Origin of the sequence: Microbacterium hatanonis (genome assembly GCF_008017415.1) — a bacterium.
In the GTDB taxonomy this organism is placed as follows: Bacteria; Actinomycetota; Actinomycetes; order Actinomycetales; family Microbacteriaceae; genus Microbacterium; species Microbacterium hatanonis.
The window spans coordinates 533,470-554,034 of record NZ_VRSV01000001.1 but is presented as its reverse complement, the minus strand read 5'-3'; the positions used below and the strand labels follow the sequence as shown (position 1 = coordinate 554,034).

At 69.4% G+C, this 20,565-nt stretch carries 19 protein-coding genes and 2 tRNA genes; 10 read left to right on the top strand and 11 right to left on the bottom strand.

Annotated elements, in window-relative coordinates:
* Window position 1 precedes the first annotated feature (1 nt).
* The 3 genes from FVP77_RS02615 to FVP77_RS02605 are packed head-to-tail and all read left to right on the top strand — an operon-like array spanning window position 2 to window position 3,995.
* Complete coding sequence (locus tag FVP77_RS02615; protein WP_147893118.1) at window positions 2–1,144, top strand: carbohydrate ABC transporter permease; 1,143 nt, start codon at window positions 2–4, stop codon at window positions 1,142–1,144.
* A complete protein-coding gene (locus FVP77_RS02610; protein ID WP_147893117.1) occupies window positions 1,141–2,064 on the top strand; it encodes a carbohydrate ABC transporter permease in 924 nt (307 codons plus the stop codon). The genes FVP77_RS02615 and FVP77_RS02610 overlap by 4 nt, the downstream gene beginning before the upstream one ends.
* On the top strand, window positions 2,061–3,995 hold the full coding sequence (locus FVP77_RS02605) for a glycogen debranching N-terminal domain-containing protein (protein ID WP_147893116.1): 1,935 nt from the start codon (window positions 2,061–2,063) through the stop codon (window positions 3,993–3,995). The genes FVP77_RS02610 and FVP77_RS02605 overlap by 4 nt, the downstream gene beginning before the upstream one ends.
* A 94-nt stretch (window positions 3,996–4,089) precedes the next feature.
* Here the strand turns inward: FVP77_RS02605 and FVP77_RS02600 are convergent, their stop codons facing one another.
* The 7 genes from FVP77_RS02600 to galU form a co-directional block, all read right to left on the bottom strand.
* Complete coding sequence (locus tag FVP77_RS02600) at window positions 4,090–4,566, bottom strand: YbaK/EbsC family protein (protein ID WP_147893115.1); 477 nt, start codon at window positions 4,564–4,566, stop codon at window positions 4,090–4,092.
* A 52-nt stretch (window positions 4,567–4,618) separates the two neighbouring features.
* Window positions 4,619–5,347 (bottom strand): acetolactate decarboxylase, encoded by a 729-nt coding sequence (locus FVP77_RS02595; protein WP_147893114.1) that lies wholly within the window; start codon window positions 5,345–5,347, stop codon window positions 4,619–4,621.
* Window positions 5,348–5,510: 163 nt separating this feature from the next.
* A tRNA-Ala gene (locus FVP77_RS02590) sits at window positions 5,511–5,586 on the bottom strand.
* 56 nt (window positions 5,587–5,642) lie between these two features.
* Window positions 5,643–6,608 (bottom strand): large exoprotein, encoded by a 966-nt coding sequence (locus tag FVP77_RS02585; protein ID WP_147893113.1) that lies wholly within the window; start codon window positions 6,606–6,608, stop codon window positions 5,643–5,645.
* An 84-nt stretch (window positions 6,609–6,692) separates the two neighbouring features.
* On the bottom strand, window positions 6,693–7,565 hold the full coding sequence (locus FVP77_RS02580; protein ID WP_147893112.1) for an LLM class F420-dependent oxidoreductase: 873 nt from the start codon (window positions 7,563–7,565) through the stop codon (window positions 6,693–6,695).
* A gap of 52 nt (window positions 7,566–7,617) precedes the next feature.
* Window positions 7,618–8,247, bottom strand: a complete 630-nt coding sequence (locus tag FVP77_RS02575) for a GNAT family N-acetyltransferase (protein WP_147893111.1) — start codon at window positions 8,245–8,247, stop codon at window positions 7,618–7,620.
* Between the two features lie 21 nt (window positions 8,248–8,268).
* The gene (galU, locus tag FVP77_RS02570) at window positions 8,269–9,159 is read right to left on the bottom strand and encodes a UTP--glucose-1-phosphate uridylyltransferase GalU (RefSeq protein ID WP_121150116.1); all 891 of its coding nucleotides are present in this window, start codon (window positions 9,157–9,159) and stop codon (window positions 8,269–8,271) included.
* 64 nt (window positions 9,160–9,223) lie between these two features.
* Here galU and FVP77_RS02565 point away from each other — a divergent pair, with 64 nt between their 5' ends.
* The 3 genes from FVP77_RS02565 to mscL are packed head-to-tail and all read left to right on the top strand — an operon-like array spanning window position 9,224 to window position 10,608.
* Window positions 9,224–9,820 carry a 5-formyltetrahydrofolate cyclo-ligase gene (locus FVP77_RS02565; RefSeq protein ID WP_147893110.1) on the top strand — a complete coding sequence of 199 codons (597 nt, stop codon included), beginning with the start codon at window positions 9,224–9,226 and terminating at the stop codon, window positions 9,818–9,820.
* Window positions 9,821–9,839: 19 nt separating this feature from the next.
* On the top strand, window positions 9,840–10,145 hold the full coding sequence (locus tag FVP77_RS02560) for an FmdB family zinc ribbon protein (RefSeq protein ID WP_147893109.1): 306 nt from the start codon (window positions 9,840–9,842) through the stop codon (window positions 10,143–10,145).
* 34 nt (window positions 10,146–10,179) lie between these two features.
* Window positions 10,180–10,608, top strand: coding sequence for a large conductance mechanosensitive channel protein MscL (mscL, locus tag FVP77_RS02555; RefSeq protein WP_147893108.1), 429 nt, complete (start codon window positions 10,180–10,182; stop codon window positions 10,606–10,608).
* Window positions 10,609–10,819: 211 nt separating this feature from the next.
* Here the strand turns inward: mscL and FVP77_RS02545 are convergent, their stop codons facing one another.
* On the bottom strand, window positions 10,820–14,443 hold the full coding sequence (locus FVP77_RS02545) for an AAA family ATPase (protein WP_246134049.1): 3,624 nt from the start codon (window positions 14,441–14,443) through the stop codon (window positions 10,820–10,822).
* A 278-nt stretch (window positions 14,444–14,721) separates the two neighbouring features.
* On the opposite strand from FVP77_RS02545, the gene FVP77_RS02540 reads away from it, so the two are divergent.
* Window positions 14,722–15,231 (top strand): methylated-DNA--[protein]-cysteine S-methyltransferase, encoded by a 510-nt coding sequence (locus FVP77_RS02540; RefSeq protein WP_147893105.1) that lies wholly within the window; start codon window positions 14,722–14,724, stop codon window positions 15,229–15,231.
* 55 nt (window positions 15,232–15,286) lie between these two features.
* Here the strand turns inward: FVP77_RS02540 and FVP77_RS02535 are convergent, their stop codons facing one another.
* Window positions 15,287–16,909, bottom strand: coding sequence for a solute symporter family protein (locus tag FVP77_RS02535; RefSeq protein WP_183042432.1), 1,623 nt, complete (start codon window positions 16,907–16,909; stop codon window positions 15,287–15,289).
* Window positions 16,906–17,259 carry a DUF485 domain-containing protein gene (locus FVP77_RS02530; RefSeq protein ID WP_147893104.1) on the bottom strand — a complete coding sequence of 118 codons (354 nt, stop codon included), beginning with the start codon at window positions 17,257–17,259 and terminating at the stop codon, window positions 16,906–16,908. Before FVP77_RS02530 ends, FVP77_RS02535 begins: the two co-directional genes overlap by 4 nt.
* 136 nt (window positions 17,260–17,395) lie before the next feature.
* Here FVP77_RS02530 and FVP77_RS02525 point away from each other — a divergent pair, with 136 nt between their 5' ends.
* From FVP77_RS02525 to FVP77_RS02515, 3 genes are all read left to right on the top strand, one after another.
* Complete coding sequence (locus tag FVP77_RS02525) at window positions 17,396–18,247, top strand: helix-turn-helix transcriptional regulator (protein WP_147893103.1); 852 nt, start codon at window positions 17,396–17,398, stop codon at window positions 18,245–18,247.
* Between the two features lie 133 nt (window positions 18,248–18,380).
* Window positions 18,381–18,725 (top strand): histone-like nucleoid-structuring protein Lsr2, encoded by a 345-nt coding sequence (locus FVP77_RS02520; RefSeq protein WP_147893102.1) that lies wholly within the window; start codon window positions 18,381–18,383, stop codon window positions 18,723–18,725.
* A 112-nt stretch (window positions 18,726–18,837) separates the two neighbouring features.
* Window positions 18,838–18,909 (top strand) — tRNA-Arg (locus FVP77_RS02515).
* A 656-nt stretch (window positions 18,910–19,565) separates the two neighbouring features.
* Here the strand turns inward: FVP77_RS02515 and FVP77_RS17005 are convergent.
* Window positions 19,566–20,165: an N-terminal phage integrase SAM-like domain-containing protein gene (locus FVP77_RS17005; RefSeq protein ID WP_246133946.1), complete on the bottom strand. Its 600-nt coding sequence runs from the start codon at window positions 20,163–20,165 to the stop codon at window positions 19,566–19,568.
* Between the last annotated feature and the right edge of the window lie 400 nt (window positions 20,166–20,565).

Below are 20,565 nucleotides of genomic sequence, written 5' to 3'. Positions count from 1 at the left end.
CATGACCGCTCTGGCCACCGCGCCCGACGCCGCCCGTCAGGGCGGGCCTCGTCGCGCCGGATCCTCCGGAAAGGGGATCCGGCGCGGCGAGGCCGCCGCCGGGTGGCTCTTCACGCTCCCGGTCCTCGTGATCCTCGGCGTCTTCCTCCTCGTCCCGGTGCTCATGGCGCTATGGGTGAGCTTCTCGGACTGGACCGGGCGCGGCAGCCCCCTCTCCCCCTCCGTCGGCTTCGTCGGCCTCGACAACTACGCCGAGATCACCACGGGCGGCGGCCTCGCCGAGCGCGACTTCGGCACGGCGCTGCGCAACAACGCCTGGTACGTGCTGCTCGTCGTTCCGCTGCAGACCGCCCTGTCGCTGTTCCTCGCGCTGCTGGTGAACCGGGCGGTCCTGCGCGGCCGCGGCTTCTTCCGCACCGCGTTCTACTTCCCGTCGGTGACGAGCTCGGTCGCGATCACCGTGCTGTGGCTCTTCCTCTTCTCGGCCTCGGGCGCGGTGAACGAGGTGCTCTCGTGGGTGGGTATCAATGGCCCGAACTGGTTCAACGAGCCCAGCGGCGTGCTCCACAACATCCTCGGCGCGTTCGGGGTCACCTCCGGCCCCGCCGCGCTCACCGGCAACAGCTTCCTGGGTCTGTCGTGGTGGGACTGGCTCGCCGGACCCTCCGTGGCGATGTCGGCCTTCATGCTGATGGCCGTCTTCACCACGTCGGGCACGTTCATGCTGCTCTTCCTCGCGGGCCTGCAGAACATCGGCGGCGACGTCGAGGAGGCCGCGATGATGGACGGCGCCAACGCGTGGCAGCGGTTCTGGCGCGTGACGCTCCCGCAGCTGAAGCCGGCGCTGTTCACCGTGCTGACCCTCGGTCTCATCGGGTGCTGGCAGGTCTTCGACCAGATCTACACCGGAACGCAGGGCGGACCGGGCAAGACCACGGTCACCCCGGCGTACCTCAGCTACGAGTCGGCCTTCCTCTCACAGGAATGGGGACGAGGAGCCGCGATCGCCTTCGTGCTCTTCGTGATCATCGTGTTCTTCACGATCCTGCAGCGATGGGTTCTTCGCGACCGCCCCGTCTCGCGCCGCCGTGCGCGCCAGTACGAGGTGCACAGCACACCGCGCCGGAAGGAGGCCGCACGATGAGCGGCACAACCCCCGCCCAGACGACGGTTCTCGTCGAGCAGAAGGAGAGGCCCCGGCCCGCTCGCGCGCCGAAGCGCCGTGTGCACCTCCCCCGCAAGGTGCTCGCGTGGCAGCTCGTGCTCTACGCGGTGCTGATCCTCCTGGCGCTCGTCTACATCACTCCGTTCCTCGTGCAGGTGGCGACCGGTTTCAAGACCAACGCCGACGCGACTGCCGATCCGCTCTCCCTCATCCCGAACCCCTTCACCGTCGCCGCGTACGAGCGCCTCTTCGGATCGTCGGACTTCCCGGTGTGGTTCATGAACTCGGCGATCGTCACGATCTTCGTCACGGCCGGTCGCGTGTTCTTCGCCTCCCTCGCCGGGTACGCCCTGGCGCGGCTGACGTTCCGCGGGCGCGGACTGATCTTCGCGGCTCTGATCGCCGTGATGGCCGTGCCGACGGTGGTGCTGCTCATCCCGAAGTTCCTCGTGATCAACCAGCTCGGCATCTACGACTCCTACGCGGGCATGATCCTGCCGCTGCTGGTGGACGCGGCGGGGGTGTTCATCATGAAGAACTTCTTCGACTCGATCCCCCCGTCGGTCGAGGAGCAGGCGCGCATCGACGGAGCCGGCACCTTCCGTGTGTTCTGGTCGGTGGTGCTCCCCATGGCCCGGCCGGCGCTCATCACCATCGTGATCCTGTCGTTCCAGGGGTCGTGGAACGAGCTGAGCCACTTCATCGTGTCCACCCAGTCGCCCGCGCTCACCACCCTGACCAAGGGTGTGGCGTCCCTCGCCAGCGGTCAGCTCAGTCAGGGCAACGAATATCCGATCAAGCTCGCGGCGGCCGCGATCATGACCATCCCCGTCGCGGTGATGTTCTTCATCTTCCAGCGCCGCATCATGAACTCCAGCGAAGGAGCCGTCAAAGAATGACGCACCCCATCACCGACATCGACAACCGCGCCGAGGCTCCGCCGAGGCCGCTGCAGCCGCTGCTCAGCGACGCGATCATCGCGCTGCGCGCCCCCACCCAGGTCTGGTCGGGGCGCGGCGGCGACATCGGCGACGCGGCCATCGACGGCGTCTACCACGGCGACGTGCGGCACCTCCGCGCCCTCGCGCTGACGTGCGAGGGGTCGACGATCGAGTGGATCTCGGTCGCACCCGACGGTCCCTCGCGCGTCGTCTTCGGCGGGCTCTTGCGGGGTCTGGACGACCCCGCCCCCGACCCGAAGGTGCGCATCCTCCGCGAGCGCCGTGTACACGCCGGCCGCCTCACCGAGACGTGGACCCTCCGCTCGCAGATCGCCGAGGCGCGGGTGACCGACCTCGAGCTGCGACTCACCCCCGACTTCGCGCTGCTGCACGAGGTCAAGTCGGGCGTCGACCGCCCGCGCGAGACCCGTGTGGAGGTGGCGGATGCGGCGGCTACCGTCACCGGCGGATCCCCCTCGTTCACGCTCTCCGCCCCCGGCGCCCGCGTCGGCCAGGACGACGGCGAGATCGTCGCGACATGGCACCTCGACCTCGAGCCGCGCGGGAGCGCGAGCGTCGAGTGGTCGATCGAGCTCGCCGACCCCGCTCTCGTCGTGCAGGCGGCGACATCGGCCCCACCCTGGAACGCCGCATCCGTCGCAGCATCCGCCCCCGACCCCCGCCTCGCTCGATGGCTCGAGACCGCGCTCGGAGACCTGGACGCCCTGCGGCTCGCCCTCCCCGGGGCCCCCGACGATGAGTTCTACGCGGCCGGTGCGCCGTGGTTCTTCACGCTCTTCGGCCGCGACTCGATCTGGGCGGCGCGGCTCGCGCTCCCCCTCGACGTGCGGCTGGCCGCCTCCACCCTGCGCGTGCTGGCCCGCCTGCAGGGAGAGCACGACGACCCGGCCACCGCGCAGGAGCCGGGCAAGATCCTGCACGAGCTGCGCGGATCGGCCCTCGAGATCCCTGGCGAAGGGATCGTGCTCCCCCCGCTATACTACGGCAGCGTCGACTCGACGCCGCTGTGGATCTGCCTGCTCGCGGATGCCTGGCGCGCGGGCATGCCGCAGCACGAGGTGCGCGATCTGCTGCCCGCCCTGCGCGGCGCTCTGACCTGGTTGCGCGAGTCGGGCGACAGCGACGGCGACGGCTTCCTCGACTACATCGACCGCCTCGGAACCGGCCTGGCGAACCAGGGCTGGAAGGACTCTGGAGACTCGATCCAGTGGCGCGACGGCCGGCTGGCCGAGGGGCCGATCGCGCTCTGCGAGGTGCAGGGCTACGCCTACGAGGCCGCCTTGGCCGGCGCCGACCTGCTCGACGCGTTCGGCGACGGCACCGACGACACCGCGGCCCTGCGCGCCTGGGCGGCCGACCTGAAGGCCCGGTTCGCCGAGGCCTACTGGGTCGAGACGCCCGAGGGCCGCTACCCCGCGATCGCGCTCGATCACGCGAAGCATCCCGTCGACACCCTCACGAGCAACATCGGGCACCTGCTCGGCACGGGCATCCTCGACGCCGACGACGAGCGCCGCGTCGCCGACCTGCTCCTCGGGCCCTCCGTCTCGAGCGGCTTCGGCATCCGCACCATGTCGACCGGCGCGGCCGGCTACTGGCCGCTGTCGTACCACGGTGGCAGCGTCTGGGTGCACGACACCGCGATCGCCGTGCACGGGATGCTGCGCGCCGGCCTCGGCGACCAGGCCCGCACCGTCGTCGACGGACTGCTCGACGCCGCCGAGGGCTTCGCCTACCGCGTACCCGAGCTGCACTCCGGCGACCCGTCGACCGAGACCACCGTGCCGACGCCCTACCCCGCCGCCTGCCGCCCGCAGGCGTGGTCGGCGGCGGCCGCCGTGACCTGCCTCCAGGCGCTGAAGCGCTGATCGCCCGAATCGGGCGAATCGGTCGGTGTCGGTGCTCTTGAGCGATCAAGGGCACCGACCTCGGCCGATTTCACCGCATTCGCGAGGCGGCCTGTCAGTCGACTTTGACGACCGGGGCGCCGGTCAGGCTCACGAGTTCGTCGAACGTGAGCGGGAAGACGGTATGCGGCGTGCCGCCCGCCGCCCACAGCTGCGGGTACTCCGCCAGCGCCTCGTCGACGACGGTGCGGATCGGCGCGGGGTGGCCGGTCGGCGCGACGCCGCCGATGGCCTGACCCGTGGCCTCGCGCACCTGATCGGCGCCGGCCCGGGTGATGCGGGCGAGGCCGAGACGTTCCGCCAGAGCGGCCGTGTCGACGCGGTGGGCGCCGCTGGTCATGACGAGCAACGGTTCGCCGTCGCCGAGGAAGATGAGGCTGTTCGCAATGGCCCCGACCTCGACGCCGAGCGCTGCGGCGGCCAGGGCGGCGGTCGACGCCGCATCGGGCAGCACACGGATCTCACCCGTGATGCCCGCCTCGCGAAGGCGGGCAGCGACCAGCTGACTGCGGGCGGGGAGCGCATCGGTCATCCCCTCAGCCTAGAGCGGCGAGGAGTGCGGACGAGAGACGGATGCTGCGCCGTCAGCGAGCGCCGACGCCGCCCTCCACGGCGACGATGCGGTGGTCGCGATCGTGGGTGAGCTCGGTGCGGAGGAACAGGTCGTCGACCGGCAGGTGCAGGTGGAAACGTGCGTACGCGGCGACGCGCAGCTCACCGCTTCCGGCCGTCAGCTCGAGCACGTGTCCTCCGGCGAGGCGGTCGTCGGCGAGGAAGTGGAGGTGGAGTCCCGCCACCGCGATCCCCTGATAGATCGCCGGCGCCCAGAACCCGACGAGGGTGCCGCGGCGCTCGACCAGGTCGGTCTCGACCTGCGTGCGGGTGACCTCGTCGAGAGGCGGCAGCGGGTGGTGCTGGCGGGGCGTCGCCCGGATGCGCACGCGCGCCAGCACTCCGTCGAAGCGCACCGCGTGGAAGAGGTTGCGGCTCACGAGGCGGTCTTCGACCGCGGCGGTGAAGCCGGCCAGGTCGAGGCCCGCGACGTCGCTCGCCTCCGTCTGGGCGAGAGGAGCGATGTCGACGAACGGCAGTGTCGCGGAGTCCGCCATCCGCGCCGGCGGACCGTCCACGGTGCACTCGAAGGCCTCCCCGTCGACGACCACGACCTCGCCGCCGAGGCGGTCGCAGCATCCGACCCCGAAGTCTCCGTGCTCGAGCGCGAACCCGACGGTCATGCCCGACTCGTACGTGCCCGCGAGGAGGGCGTCGAGCACGGCGAACTGGGTCACGGCATCGGTCGAGAGCGTCGTCACGGATGCGACGCTACCGCCTCTCCCGTGCAACGGGCGGAGGAAACCTCACCACGGGAGGACGATCCGGCGCGCGAGCGCCCTCCGCCCGTGAGATCTCCTCCGCCGGTAACACGGCCCGGACATGCGAGAAGGCCCCCGGCGAACCGGGGGCCTTCTGTCGTTCTGGTGGACCTGAGGGGAATTGAACCCCTGACCTCCTCGATGCGAACGAGGCGCGCTACCAACTGCGCTACAGGCCCGAGAACTCACCAACATTATCACGGTGAAAACGCCCGGACGTGCCACGGGCGACCCACTACTGACCTGAGGCGCGGCGCTCCAGCAGGTGGCGAACGTGCTCTTCGATCTCGGCGTCGTCGACGTAGCCCATGCGGCTGAACTCCGACTGACGCGCGACGCGCGCGGTGTCGATCGACGGCGGCGCCTGCTTCTCGGCGAGCTCCCGCATGGCCTCCTCGCGGGCGGCGGCGCGAAGGGCGTCGCGCGCGGCCTGCTCGTCGAGCACGGCGGCGGCACGCGAGCCCGCCGACGACACGAGCGGACGCGGCAGATCGCGCGGCGTCCAGGCCGAGACGCGGGCGACCTCGAGCGAGACGTCCTGCACGGGGCCGGCCACCCGGGCGACGGGTGCGACGGCCGGACGCGCGACCGAACGGGCGGCGACGCGCGACAGACGGTGGAGCGTGAGCGCGCAGAGCGCGGTCACGGCGACGCCGGTCCACAGAAGAGCGACGGATGCGGCGACCACGGCCTGCCAGATGCCGACGCCGGTGACGGCGAGGGCCACGAGGGCGACGATCGTCGTCGTCAGTCGGAAGCCGCGGCGAGCGCGGGCGCGGCGTGCTTCCGGCAGCGCACGGGAGGCGGCCTGCCGGGCGCGTGCTTCGGCCTGACGCGCACGGGCCTCTTCGCGGGCGATCGCGAGTTCGGCCTTCGCGGCTTCGCGCTCGGCGGCGCCCTGTTCGCGTTCGACGTCGAGACGTGCGCGGGCGATGGCGAGTTCGGCGTGGGCGCGCTCCTCCTGAGCGCGGCGGGCGAGCTTCTGCTGAGCGAGCACCGTGCGCGCGGTGAGCTCGAGGTGCACCTCCTGCGGCGTCTCGCTCGTTTCGGCGAGCACGCGGATCGCCTGGTTCAGGCGCACCGCGTTGCGCTCGGCCGACGTGTACTGATGACGGCTGTGCCACGACGGCAGCAGATACACCAGCCAGAGCGCGACGGCGACGAAGACGATCACGCCGCCGCCCAACACCTGTCCACCCATGCGCACCACGGTATGCGACGGCATCCGCCACGCCCCGCAACGCGCCGCCGTGTCGCGGGGCGGATGCTGCGGATTCGCCGTGCGTCAGAGCGCGGCGAGCCTCGGCAGCACCTCGCCGGAGATGCGCTCGACCTGCCCGACGGGGTCGGGATCGGCCGGGTTGCGCCCCAGCACGACCATCGTCACCCCGAGGTCGGACAGCTTCTCCATGTCGCGGAGGAAGTCGTCGGAGAACGGATCGCGAGCGCCAGAGATCACGGTCTTCTCGATCGCGTCGTAGTCGGTACCGAGGCGGTCGCAGTGACCGCGCAGCACGTCGAGGAGACGCGCGACCTCGGCCGGATCGGCGGTCGTGAGGTTGAGGATCTGCGCGTACTGCGCCACCATCCGCAACGTCTTCTTCTCACCCTTGCCGCCGATCATGATGGGCGGGTGCGGACGCTGGATCGACGGCGGGCTGTTGAGCGTCTCGTCGAGCTGGAAGTGCGTTCCCCGGTAGGGACCGTCGTCGTCGCTCCACATCTGGAGAGCGATCTGCAGCGCCTCCTCGAGACGCTCGAAGCGCTCGGAGATCGCCGGGTAGGGAACGCCGAGACCACGGTGCTCACGGTCGTACCACGCGGCGCCGATGCCGAGCATCGCTCGACCGCTGCTGAGCACATCGAGCGTCGTCACGATCTTCGCCAGCAGCGCCGGGTAACGGTAGGTCACGCCCGCCACGAGCGGTCCGAGCCGGATCGACGAGGTCTGCCCGGCGAGGAACCCGAGCGTCGTGAACGCCTCGAGCATCGGTTCCGTCGCGGGTGCCGCCGCCTCCATCTGGAACCAGTGGTCCATGACGGTGAACTGGGCGAACCCGCCCTGTTCAGCGGTGCGCGCGGTCTCGGCGAGCACGGCCGGCAATGACAGCGGTGCGCCGGGGACGGTGAAGTTCCAGAAGTGGAAGCCTGCCTGCATAGCGTCAGGCTAAGCCCGTGGCGACCGGGCGAGGGCCGCGTTGACCGATCGGTCAGGTGTGGAGCCGGTCGGCCGGGGGGATCGTCGCCGCGTCCTGCGGCGCGCGACCCGCGGCCCACCGTTCGAGCACACCCTCGGGCACTTCTTCGCGCACCAGCGCGAACGCGTAGTGATCGCGCCAGTCGCCGTTGATGTGAATGTAGCGGCGGCGGAGCCCCTCGTAGCGGAAGCCCAGCTTCTCGACCACGCGCAGGCTCGCGTGGTTCTCGGGCCGGATGCAGATCTCCATGCGATGCAGCCGCAGCTCGGTGAAGCAGAGGTCGGTGGCCAGGGCGACCGACGTCGGGGTGATGTTCTTGCCCGCGAACCTCTCGCTGACCCAGTACCCGATCGTCGCCGACGAGAGCGACCCCCGGGCGATGCCCCAGACGTTGAGCTGCCCGGCGATCTGACCGTCGTACTCCATGACGAGCGGCACGCCGAGTCCGTCACGGTGCTGCTGGAGCAGGCGACGCACGCCGAGGCGCATGTCGAAGGAGACGGGCCCGTCAGGACTCGTGGCCTCCCACTGGCGCAGCCACGAGCGGTTGGACAGCAGCTCGTTCTGCAGGGTGCGCGCGTCGCGCGCGCGAACGAGACGCACGCCGATGGGGCCGTGCTGCCGCGGAACGGACAGGTCCATCCCACTCCCTCGAACGAGCGGTCAGAGCGTGGCCGCGAACTCCTTGAACCAGGGACGCAGCTGGGGTCCGAGATCTTCGCGATCCGATGCCAGCTGCACGATGGCCTTGATGTAGTCCACTCTATCTCCGGTGTCGTACCGGCGACCGCGGAAGATCACGCCGTACACGCCGCCGCCGTCGCCGCCACCCGTCGCGAGCTCTTCGAGCGCGTCGGTGAGCTGGATCTCGCCGCCCTTGCCGGGCTCGGTGCGCTCCAGGATGCGGAAGACGTCGGGGCCGAGCACGTACCGGCCGATGATGGCCAGGTTCGAGGGAGCGTCTTCCTTCGACGGCTTCTCGACGAGCTGCGTGACCTTCACGACGTCGTCTTCGTCGGTCGCCTCGACCGCTGCCACACCGTAGAGGTGGATGTGCTCGGGGTCGACCTCCATCAGAGCGATGACGGTGGCGGTGCGCTTGTCGTACTCCTCGAGCATTTTCGTGAGCAGCGGGTCGCGCTCGTCGATGAGGTCGTCGCCGAGCAGCACGGCGAACGGGTGGTCGCCGACGTGGCCCTCGGCGCGCAGCACGGCGTGGCCCAGGCCCTTCGGCTCGCCCTGGCGCACCATGTGGATGTCGGCGAGCTCGGAGGAGTGCTCCACCTTGGCGAGCTTGTCGAGGTCGCCCTTCTGGCGCAGCTTCTCTTCGAGCTCGGGCATCGCATCGAAGTGGTTCGCGATGTTGTTCTTGTTGCGCCCGAGGATGATGAGCACGTCGGTGATACCGGCCTTGACCGACTCCTCCACCACGTACTGGATGGCGGGCTTGTCGACGACCGGCAGCATCTCCTTCGGCATCGCCTTGGTGGCGGGAAGGAATCGCGTACCGAGTCCGGCGGCAGGGATGACGGCCTTGAATGGCTTGTGCGGCATGCGAACAGATTAGCGGGATCGCATGGCGGGCATGTTAACGGAACGCGCCCGTACAATCGTCTCCATGCCCGACCGCATCGAACAGGCCAAGCGCGCGTTGCGCGCCGACCTCCGCGAGCGGCGGCAGAATCGCTCCGAATCGGCCCGCGCCGACGCGGCTCTCGGGGTGCAGGCGCAGCTCGACGCCCTCATCGAACGACTGGGCGCGACGTCGCTGTCGTGCTTCCTCTCCACGACGACCGAGCCCGGCACCCACGAGTTCGTCGAAGCCGCGGTCGCCCGAGGCCTCCGCGTGCTTCTGCCGATCTCGCGCGACGACGGTCTGCTCGACTGGGTCGTGGCCACCCCGGGCGGTGCGATCGCGGAGGGCCTGTTCGGACTCCCCGAACCCGTCGGCGAGGTGCTCGGGCCGATCGCGGTCAACGACGTCGACCTGCTGGTCATCCCGGCTGCCGCCGTCGACCACGGCGGCATGCGCCTGGGATGGGGCCGCGGCTACTTCGACAAGACGATCGGCTCGATGGAGCGCTGCCCGCCCGTGTACGCGGTCGTCTTCGATTCGGAGTACGTCGACGACGTGCCGCGCGACGTGCACGATCAGCCCGTCTCCGGCATCGTCACCCCCACGCAGACCATCACCTTCGCCTCCGCGAACCGCTGACCCTCCCCGAGGAGCCCCCATGCCCACCTATGCCTATGCCTGCAAGTCGTGCGGACACCGCTTCGACACCGTGCAGTCGTTCTCGGAAGCGTCGCTCACCGAGTGCCCCGAGTGCGGCGGCGAGCTGCGCAAGCAGTACGGCTCCATCGGCGTGACCTTCAACGGCTCCGGCTTCTACCGCACCGACTCGCGCTCCGGCGAGGGCAAGAAGGCGGATGCGTCGCCGACGGCCGCCAGCGGATCGGCCCCCGCCGCCGCGTCGTCGACGTCATCGTCGTCGGGAAAGACAGAATCGAAGGCATCCGCAGCCCCGTCGGGTTCCTGACCCGGCACCGGCGCACGAGACTGAGGAGCACAGCGTGATCAAGGGATTCAAGGAGTTCATCCTCCGCGGCAACGTCATCGACCTCGCGGTCGCGGTCGTCATCGGTGCGGCGTTCACCGCGGTGGTCAACTCGATCGTGTCGAGCATCATCAACCCGTTGATCGAGATCTTCTGGAAGCCCGCCGAGGACGGCACCATCGGCTTCCCGGTGCAGGGATTCTGGGGCGAGGTCGTGTTCCCGGTCGGCGACCTTTTGAACGCCGTCATCGCCTTCCTCGCCGTCGCGCTGGTCGTGTACTTCGTGTTCGTGCACCCCATGAACGTCATGAAGCAGCGCGCCGCCGCCAAGGCCGGCATCGACAAGGAGCCGCAGGAATCGCAGCTCCCCACCGAGCAGGAGATCCTCGTGCAGATCCGCGATCTGCTCCAGCAGCAGCAGAGCGGCACCGCGCCGAAGCCGTAAGCACCCGCCTGTCAGACCACCGTCCCCTCGCACTCAATAGTGCGGGGGGACGTCCTGTCTCAGCCGGGCATCGTTCGGGCCCGACTCCCCCGCCGGCGCGACGGGCGCAGCATCCTGCACGTCATCCGCCGGCACCGGCTCGGGCGACGTTCCCGGGGCAGGGGTCAGGCGCGCGCGACGCGCACCGGGCACGCGTTCGACGCGTTGGCGATCACTCGATGACATCGATCGGCTGCGTGCTCGATTCGGCCGTCGGGCCGTCGACCTTCACGCCGAGGAGGGCGGCGATCCGCGCCGCGACCGTCGCCGGATCGCTGTAGAGATCGAACGAGTGCACCCGCACGTAGTGCCAGCCGAGGCGGCGCAGAATCTGCGGGCGCAGCCGCAGCGACTCCCGCAACGAATCGCCCACGGTCTCGGGGTCGCTCTCGGCGACGACCGCCTTGCCGCCGTGCTGGGCGACGAGCGGCAGCAGACCGCGGTAGTGCACGTCGACCGCGATTCCGAGGCGGCGCAGCTCGCGAGCGAGAGCCAGGGTGAGCGGATCGGCGAGGTCTTCGAGGCGCGACTCGCGGCCGCGCGCGGCAAGGTTGCCGAGGATACCCATGAGGGTGGCGGCGCCGTGCTCGAGGCGCCCGTCGTCGAAGGACGACGGGCGGATCGATGACACGATCACCATCGAGCGGCGCGCTCGCGTCATGCCGACCGTAAGCAGACGCTCGCCGTCGGGTGTCGAGAGGTCGCCGAAGTCGCTGAGCACCCGGCCGTGCTTGGTGAGCCCGAACCCGAGTGAGAAGATCACGCGGTCGCGGCTCTCGGCGACCGACTCCTCGAGGGTGAGCACCGCGAACGGCTCCGCCGTGTCGCGCGAGACGAAGTCCGAGACGTCGGAGCGACCGGCGAACGCCGCCTCGACCGCCGCGCGCACGCGCTCGGCGTGGCGCCTGCTGGCGGTGACGACCATGAGCGACTCCGCACCGCGGTTGACGGCGTGCTCGACGACGAGCGTGACGACGCGGGCGACCTCGGCGTCGGGGCTCTCGACGGCGCCCGTGACGGGGTCGGGGGCGCCGGTTCCGCCCTCGACGTAGTCGACGCTCAGGCTGCCGCGACCGAGGTACGACCCGGCCCAGGGCAGTGAGACGATCTCGCCGCCGTAGAAGGCGTCGTTCACGAGCTCGGCGAGGTCTTCGCCGCCGGCGCGATAGCTGCGGGTGAGGGTCTCGACGGGCAGCAGCTCGGCCAGTCGCTCGAACACCGAGGCGTCGTCGAAGGGCTGCTCGTCTTCGGTGTCTTCGTCGGAGGCGAAGGTCGCGCTCACCCGGAAGGGCGTGGGCTTCTGCGTCACCGGATCGCCGAAGACCACGATCTGGCCGGCACGCCGCAGAGCGGGCGCGGCCTCGGTCAGGCAGAGCGCTCCGGCATCGGCGATGAGCACCACGTCGAAGCCGTCGGTGTCAGGGATCTCCGGCACCTCGTAGGGCGAGGCCAACCAGACCGGGGCGAGCGTGCGCAGCAGCCCGGGCGCGATGGCGGTGAGCTCTTCGGCCGTCGTGGCTCCGCGCTTGAGCGCGTCTTTGAGAGCTGCGGCCTCGTCGGCGAGGTCGACGATGCCGATGCGCCACTGCTGGGCCAGTCGGGCCGCCAGAAGGGGGCCGGATGCTGCGGCGTGGGCCTCGTCGACGAGGCGGAAGTCGCGCTCGAGCCGATCGACGACCGACGTGTTGGCTCCGAGGAGGGCCCGATCGGTGCGCAAGAGGTGTTCCAGCGCGGACTGCCACCAGGCGAACTCGAGCTCGTCGGCGACGCGGTCTTCGGGAACGTGCCGCACCGACAGCTCGAGCAGCAGGGGCTCGAGCCCGAGGCGCGCGAGTTCCGAACGCAGCTCGGCGCGCTCGACGAGATTGTCGAAGAAGGTCGACTCGGCGGCGAGGCCCGCGAGCGTGCGCACGAGACGGGCGACCGGGAGGGTCGTCATGCGGGCGGAGTTCTGGCGACCGAGAATCTGGTCGAGCTCGCCGAGCTCGGCGTCGACGCGCTGCCAGGCGACCGCGACGTCGGCGAGTCCGAGCGGCACCTCGGGAGTCACGCCCGCCTCGACGTAGCGCTGCCACTCGGTGCGCTGCTGCTGGATGCGCACGAGCGCCTCGTGCATGTCGGTCACGTGCACACCCGGGCGCAGGTATTCGCGCGACAGGCGCTTGAGCCTGCGCCGGTTGGGACCGCTCATCTCACCGGCGTCGCGGCGCGCGGCGTGAGCCTGGATGAGTTCGCCGAGCGGACGCTCGAACACGGTGGGGCTGAAGCGGTCGAGCGACTCGCGGATGCCCTGCAGCAGGCGAAGGTAGCCGCCGAGCTCGGAGATCGTCTGGAACGGGCGCATGCGCGTCTGGGCGATGAGCTCGTATCCGCGCTCGAGGAGGCTGGGAACGTCGCGCCGGTGCAGCTTCCCGGCGAGCGCGTGCGCCGCGCGGGCGTCTTCGGTGCGGGTGAACGACACCCCGTACCAGGGCGAATCGTCGGGGCCGAAGCGGAATTCGCCCAGGCGTGCGGCGGCGGCGAGCGCCGAGCCCGCCTCGGCACGGCGGTCGGACAGGCCTTCAAGCGTCGCGACGTCGAAGCGCGTGGTCGTCGAGGGTGCGGGCGATCGCCCGGCCAGGGTGGTCAGCGTGCGCAGCACGTCGAGGGCCGAGACGCCGAGCGAGGGGTGCTCGACCGTCACCGCGTGGCGGTAGTCGCGCAGCACCGTGCGCAGGCGCACGAGGGCGTCGTCGATGTCGGAGACGCGGGGCTGCTCGGCCTTCTCGTTGCGGCCGATCGCGCGGATAAGGTCGCGGCGGATGTGCGTGGGCGAGACGGCTAGGCCGTCGAGGCCGATTCCGGCGAGGCGGTGGCGGATGCCCTCGAGGGTGGAGCGGCGCGCGCTCACGACGAGCACCCGCTTCCCGTCCTGCACGAGGCGACCGACCGCGTTGATGATCGTCTGGGTGCCGCCCGTTCCGGGCAGGGTGTGCACGGCGAGCGACTGGCCGGCGGCGATCCGCGCGAGCACGGCCTCCTGCTCAGCATCCGCGTCGAGCAGGAGCGCGTCGGCCGCCGGTGCGCGCTCGTCGGGTCCGTCGACCACGGGGGCCGGACGCCGCTGCATCACGAGGGCGCGGTCGGTGGGGTGGCCCGCGAGGGCGTTCAGCACGGGGTGGTCGAGGTCGGCGGTGTCGCGCGCCATGGCCGAGCCGACGTCGGCGAACGACGAGATGACCAGGCGGGGATGCACGACGAACGTCGGGATGTGGGTGGTGAGCGCCCGCAGGTGGTCGATGACCGGCTGCGGCTTGAACACGCCGCGGTCGTAGGCGAGGCCGGCGAGGGCGAGGCTGTCGATCCGGATGCCGAAGTGGGTCAGGAACGCCTTGGCCAGCTCGGGGTTGACCATGAACGAGCCGTGCAGCTTGAGCTCGAAGTCGCCGTGGTGGCGGCGGATCGCCAGCGGGCGCAGCAGCACGGGGGCCGACCAGGCGACTCCCCCGATGCGCCAGGCGGCGAGCCCGACGGCGAGGTGCACGGGCTCGAGACCGCGCGACGTGCGCAGTTCGACGTTCTTCGCGGTGATGCGCTCGGCGGCCATGCGCGCCGTGCGCAGCGCGACCTCGTCGCGGAAGAGGTTGGAGAGAAGGGTCGAGCGCCCGGTGATGAACTGGGGAAGACTTCCGGGGTGGGCCTTCGTGATGTCGATACCGGCATCGGATGCGTCGTCGAAACGCAGCAGCGTCGATCTTCCGCCGAGCGCAGCGGCCTCGGTGCGGATACGTGCCCGCTCCGGTTCCGCGACATGCATGACCGAGACGCCGGGTTCGGACAGACCGAGATCTCCGGGGTTCACGGATGTCGTCGACACGTCATCCTCTGCGCCGTCTACGACGCCCTCTGCTCGCCACACGACAGTCACCCTAGGCGCGCGTCGCGCTCCGCGCCGGTATCCTTCCGGGGTTTCGCGGTATTACCCGACACGCCGGATGATCGGCCTTTCCTCCCCAGCCGGGGATCGAAGCATCCTCGTCCACCGTTTCTGCACGACGAACCGACCCGGCGCGGCCAGCCCCGGAGGATGGGAACATGACCCGGTACACGACCGCTTGGCACCCGACTCCGGTGGGCGATGCGCTGCTCGCCTTCGCCGACGACGACCTCGTCGCGCTCCGCCTCGAACACGACGAACGCTCCCACGCCATCGAGAGCCTCGCGAGGCTGCTCCAGGTGGTCCCTGACCACGACGACCGGGCGGGGGCCCTCGTCGCCACACAGCTCGACGAGTACTTCGCCGGCGAACGGCGGGCCTTCGACCTCCGCCTCGACTGGCGCCTCGCACGGGGCTTCACTCTTCAGGCGCTGACCGCGGTGACCGATATCCCGTACGGCGAGACCGCGTCGTACGGCGAAGTCGCCGCTCTCGCGGGAAAGCCCCGCGCCGCCCGCGCGGTCGGCACGGCCTGCCGCACCACCCCCTTCTCCCTCGTCGTTCCCGTGCATCGGGTGGTTCGTTCCGACGGATCGATCGGCGAATACGGAGGGCACCCCGAGGTCAAGGAGTACCTCCTCGACCTCGAGCGCACCGCCGGCGAGTAGGCCGCCGGCGGTGCACTCGGGGCCCCGGATGCGCGTCCGGGGCCCCGAGTTTCGATCAGTGGTCGGTGGCCTTCTCCGCGCCGAACCCGGTCAGCGACCTGACGTCCATCTCCGCGGCCTTCGCCGGATCCTCCTTGCGGCGCGACGTCACCGAGCCGAGCCACCCCAGGAAGAACCCGATGGGGATCGAGACGATGCCGGGGTTGTTGAACGGCCAGATCGCCGCCCCGGTGTTCTTGAAGACGCTCGTCGGCGTCCCCCAGAACACGGGCGAGAGCACGATGAGGATGATCGCGGCGGCCAGTCCCCCGTACATGCTCCACACCGCGCCCCGCGTCGTGAAGCGACGCCAGAACAGCGAGTAGAGGATCGTCGGCAGGTTCGCCGACGCGGCGACGGCGAAGGCCAGCGCCACCAGGAACGCGACGTTCTGGCCCTGCACGCCGATCCCGCCGAGGATCGCTAGCACTCCGATGACGATGACCGTTCGCCGGGCGACCTTGACCTCGCCGTCGGGCGGGACGTTCCCCTTCTTGATCACGTTCGCGTAGATGTCGTGCGCGAACGACGCCGCCGCGGTGATGGTGAGACCCGCCACGACAGCGAGGATCGTCGCGAAGGCGACCGCCGAGATGAAGCCGAGCAGCACCGGTCCGCCGAGCTGGAGTGCCAGCAGTGGTGCGGCGGAGTTGACCCCGCCGGGTGCGGCCTTGATCACGTCGGGTCCGACGAGGGCGGCCGCCCCGTAGCCGAGCACGAGGGTGAGCAGGTAGAAGAGTCCGATCAGCCAGATGGCCCAGACCACCGAACGGCGGGCCTCCTTCGCGGTCGGCACCGTGTAGAAGCGCATGAGCACGTGCGGGAGGCCGGCCGTTCCCAGCACCAGCGCGAGGGCGAGCGAGATGAAGTCCCACGGGTTCGAGCCGTACTGCAGCCCCGGGCCGAGGATGGCATCCTTCGGATCGCTCGTCGACGCGGCCACCGCGCTCTCGAGCAGCGTGTTGAGGTTGAACCCGTTGATGGCGAGCACCCAGATCGTCATCACCAGGGCGCCTCCGATGAGGAGGAACGCCTTGACGATCTGCACCCACGTCGTGCCCTTCATGCCGCCGATCAGCACGTAGACGATCATGAGCACGCCGACCACGCCGACGACGATCGACTGCCCCAGCTGGTCGCCGATACCCAAGAGCAGCGAGACGAGACCGCCGGCGCCTGCCATCTGCGCGAGCAGGTAGAAGAAGCAGACCGCGAGGGTCGTGAGGGCTGCCGCCATCCGCACCGGACCCTGCTTCAACCGGAACGACAGCACGTCGGCCATCGTGAACTTGCCGGTGTTGCGCATCAGCTCGGCGACCAGCAGCAGCGCGACGAGCCAGGCCACGAGGAACCCGATGGAGTAGAGGAATCCGTCGTATCCGTTGATCGCGATGGCTCCGCAGATTCCGAGGAACGACGCCGCCGACAGGTAGTCGCCGGAGATGGCGAAACCGTTCTGCGGTCCGGTGAAAGACCTCCCGGCCGCGTAGTAATCGGCCGCGGTCTTGTTGTTGCGACTGGCACGGATGACGATGAACAGGGTCACCGCGACGAATGCGCCGAAGATCGAGATATTCAGGACGGGGTTGTTCTCCACCGTCTGCACCGCGGTATCGACGGCGCCGAGCACATCATTCACGACTGACCTCCCGATGCGCGCTCGAGTTCGGCTCGAATGGCCGCCGCTCGGGGATCGAGCCGGCGATTCGCATAAGAGACGTACGCCATCGTGATGACGAACGTGGAGACGAATTGACCGAGGCCGAGGAGCAGACCGACAGTGACGTCGCCCCACACTCGCTGAGACATGAATTCCGTAGCGAACGACGACAGCAGCACATAGACGAAGTACCAGAGCAGGAACACGATCGCGAGCGGGAAGATGAAACTCCGCTGCGCTTTCTTCAGTTCTTGGAACGGCGGCGATTGCTCGACCGCGATGTAATCGATGTCATCCGACGGGGTGACATCGACGCGTGGATCCGACATGGGGCCTCCTTGCCTCATCGGCCCGGCGCAGCATTGCACCGGTAACAAGAACCGCGGACGCCGGTGGCGACCCCGGTGATATCGTCGACGCTACGAAGGCGGCGATGAGGCCGTCACCCCCGGAAGTAGGTAGTGCGTGGCAGCACGGACGGGCAGCGTCGGTGAGACCGAGCTGATTTCCCGCGCGGTCGGCGATCTCGCCCGGCGCACGCGTTTTCCCGTCGCGTTCGGAGGCCTCGAGCACGACGGCGCGGTCCACGTCACCTCGATCGTCGGTGCCCGCGGACGCAGTCTCGACGGCCTCGTCGTCGAAGCGCATCGCGGCCTCGGCGGGCGCGCGCTCGTCGAGAAGCGGCCGCGGCTCGCCCTCGACTACCGCACGTCTCGCACCATCACCCACGACTACGACCGCGCGATCCTCGGCGAGGGGATCTCGACGCTGTTCGCCGTGCCGATCGTGGTGACGGGGACGGCCCGGGGCGTGCTCTACTGCGCCGCGTGGCACGAAGCATCCGTCGGCGGTGTGGTGGCGCAGCCCGCGTTCCGTGTCGCGGCGGAGGTGGCCACCGAGCTGCGGGTGCGCGACGAGGTCGACCGGCGACTCACCGCCATTCCCCCGTCGTCGGAGCCGCTCGCGGCTGGTGCTCGGGAAGAGCTGCGCGAGACGTACGCCGAGCTCCGGCGCATCGCGGCAGGTGTCGACGACGAAGCGCTTCGCACGCGTCTGGAAAGCCTCGAGCAACGGCTTGCTGCTCTTTCGGGCGACCAGCGCACGCCCGCGGTCGAGCTCGACGTCTCTTTGTCGCCGCGTGAGATAGACGTGCTCGCGTGCGCCGCCTTGGGGGCGACGAATTCTGAGGTGGGTGCGTCGCTCGGACTCCGCGAGACGACGGTGAAGTCGTATCTCGCATCGGCGATGTCGAAATTGGATGCTTCGACGCGGCATTCTGCGGTGACCAAAGCGCGGCGCGCCGGCATCTTGCCCTGACACCACGAGGTTGTGCCGCTCGCCGCATATCGCTATATCGCATTCTTCGCCTATTCCGGAACGCTTGCGCCGAGAGCTACGATGAAATTTCTCGATCGCACCCGCAGTCGGTCGAGAGGAGAAGAGATGACCCATGGCACGTAAGCAGATCACCCAGCTCATCGACGACCTCGACGGTCAGACCCTCGAAGATGGCGGAGAAACCGTCCTTTTCTCGCTCGATGGTCGGCCCTATGAAATCGACCTTTCCGCCGAGCACGCGGCTGAATTGCGCGATGCGCTGAAGCCGTACATCGACGCTGGCCGCTCGGTGGGCGCAGCAACTCGCACGGTGACGTCGCGCAGCCGCTCCACGCGTCAGCAGAGCGGCCGCGACCTCGGCGCCGTTCGTCAGTGGGCGCGCGAGAACGGGCACGACATCAGCGAGCGCGGTCGCATTCCCGCCTCGATCCTCGACGCGTACGACGCCAGCCGCTGAACCAGTAGGTGGTTTTCGAGAGCTGCGGCGCGCAGGGGCGTGTGCACCGCAGCTCTCGTGGCGTGTACCGGGCGAGCTTGACGGGCGCATCGCTCGATACACTGGAGCACCTGCCTCTGTAGCTCAATGGAAGAGCTGCTCCGTCCTAAGGAGAAGGTTGGGGGTTCGAGTCCCTCCAGGGGCACAGATTTTTGTTCAGCTGACGCGGAATTCTTCTGCAATCAGCTTCGAGCGTCTTCGTTCAATTTCTCACAGCGCCGAGATCGATCATTTCGGGGCCCGCGCCTCGTCGAAGACTGACAAGTCTGCTCTCGAGGTGTATTGCGGCCAGGCGTAGCGCGTCCGCGGACCCGACCGCAGCGCCGCCGACGGCATCTTGGCGTTCACTGGCGTCGCGACGGCATCCAGATCGTCGCCGAGAAGACTCGCGTAGTTTCTCGCCGGCGTCGCGGCCGAGACATGGCCGAGCATTCGCTGCCTGCCTTCACGCTCGCGCCTGAGCTGATTGCGAGCGACGTGGCGGTGTGCCGGAGGTCCGTGGCGTCAGCCGCGTGATCGATAGGTCCACAGCCTGCGCGCGGCGGACCGCGAACGCGAATCAGCCCTGGCGCCTGACTAGCGCACGTGGTTGACGCCATCGCCGAACAGCATCCCTTCCGGGCCCTTGCCGGCGCACGCCTGCTCGATCATCGATCGAGCAGTGCGGCGTAAGGCACCGAGCGCTTTTCGTGCGTCTTTGGCGTGCCTACGTGGATCTCGTGCGCGATCATCACCGCGTTCTTCTCGATAACGAAGCGCCGACGCAGCCACGCTGCGCACGCGCAGCGCCGTCGCCTCGCCCTAGCGCAGGCCGGTATAGGTCAAGGTCAGGACCATCGTCAGATGCGCCGAGCATGCCGTCAACGTCGCCACTTGGTCGTGCGAGAGATAAATGCGGAGCTTGCCTGGTCCGCTCCGAGGGAGATTGCGGAGGTGTCGCGCCGGATTGTTCGCAAGGCGACGATCATCGATGGCGACACCAAGGATGCCTGCGAGGACTCCCAGCGCGCGAAGAACGACCGTGCGCGACTTGTCCCTCGTGAGCTCTGAAACCCAGTCCTGTACTTCAGACCGCCGGATCGACCGGATCTCCCTGTCTGCCCAGACTGGAGCGACGTGGTTCTTCCACGCCCGCGCAAGCGTCACGTAGTACGAGGGCTTGGACATCGGCGGCCGCTTCGACCGGAGCCAGCCGTCGGCAAACATCCGGACCGGCACCCGCGAGGCCACGGGATCGATGTACTCGCCCTTCGACTTGGACACGGTGACCATGGACAGATAGAGCTTCGCCTCGCGCATCGTCGTGAAGCCGCGCTTCTGCGCTTCGGTGCGATCAGGCTTGCGATAGCGCACGCGGTAGCGGCGGCCATTCGCCGTTTCGTACGGGGTGATGGTGCCCATCTCGACCTCCGCTCGTGCCGGCTCGACAGTCAGTATCGGGCCAGTGTCGGACACTGCTCGCATGCCGTCAACGTGGCCGACGAAAGATGTGGATAGATGGCGGAAGACGTCGCCAACTGGCGTTGGGTTGGAGGCACGCCTCCCTCCGACGCCGAGAGGATAGCGATCGGACGCGGCTCCGTTCCGGGCTTTCGCGACATTTGCTCGGTCCTCCGCTGCGCTCCGGCCCTCCGCAATTTCACGGTCCCGGCACTGCGCCGCGCCCGATCGCAGTTGGGGCTAATTGTCGGAGGGAAGGCAAATCCGCGGGGGCGCGCGAGATCTGGTTCGCGGTTCCACCCATGCCGTTGGATAGGCTCGGGCTCGGGGAAGCGCTTACGGCCCGGTAGAGCATTGATGG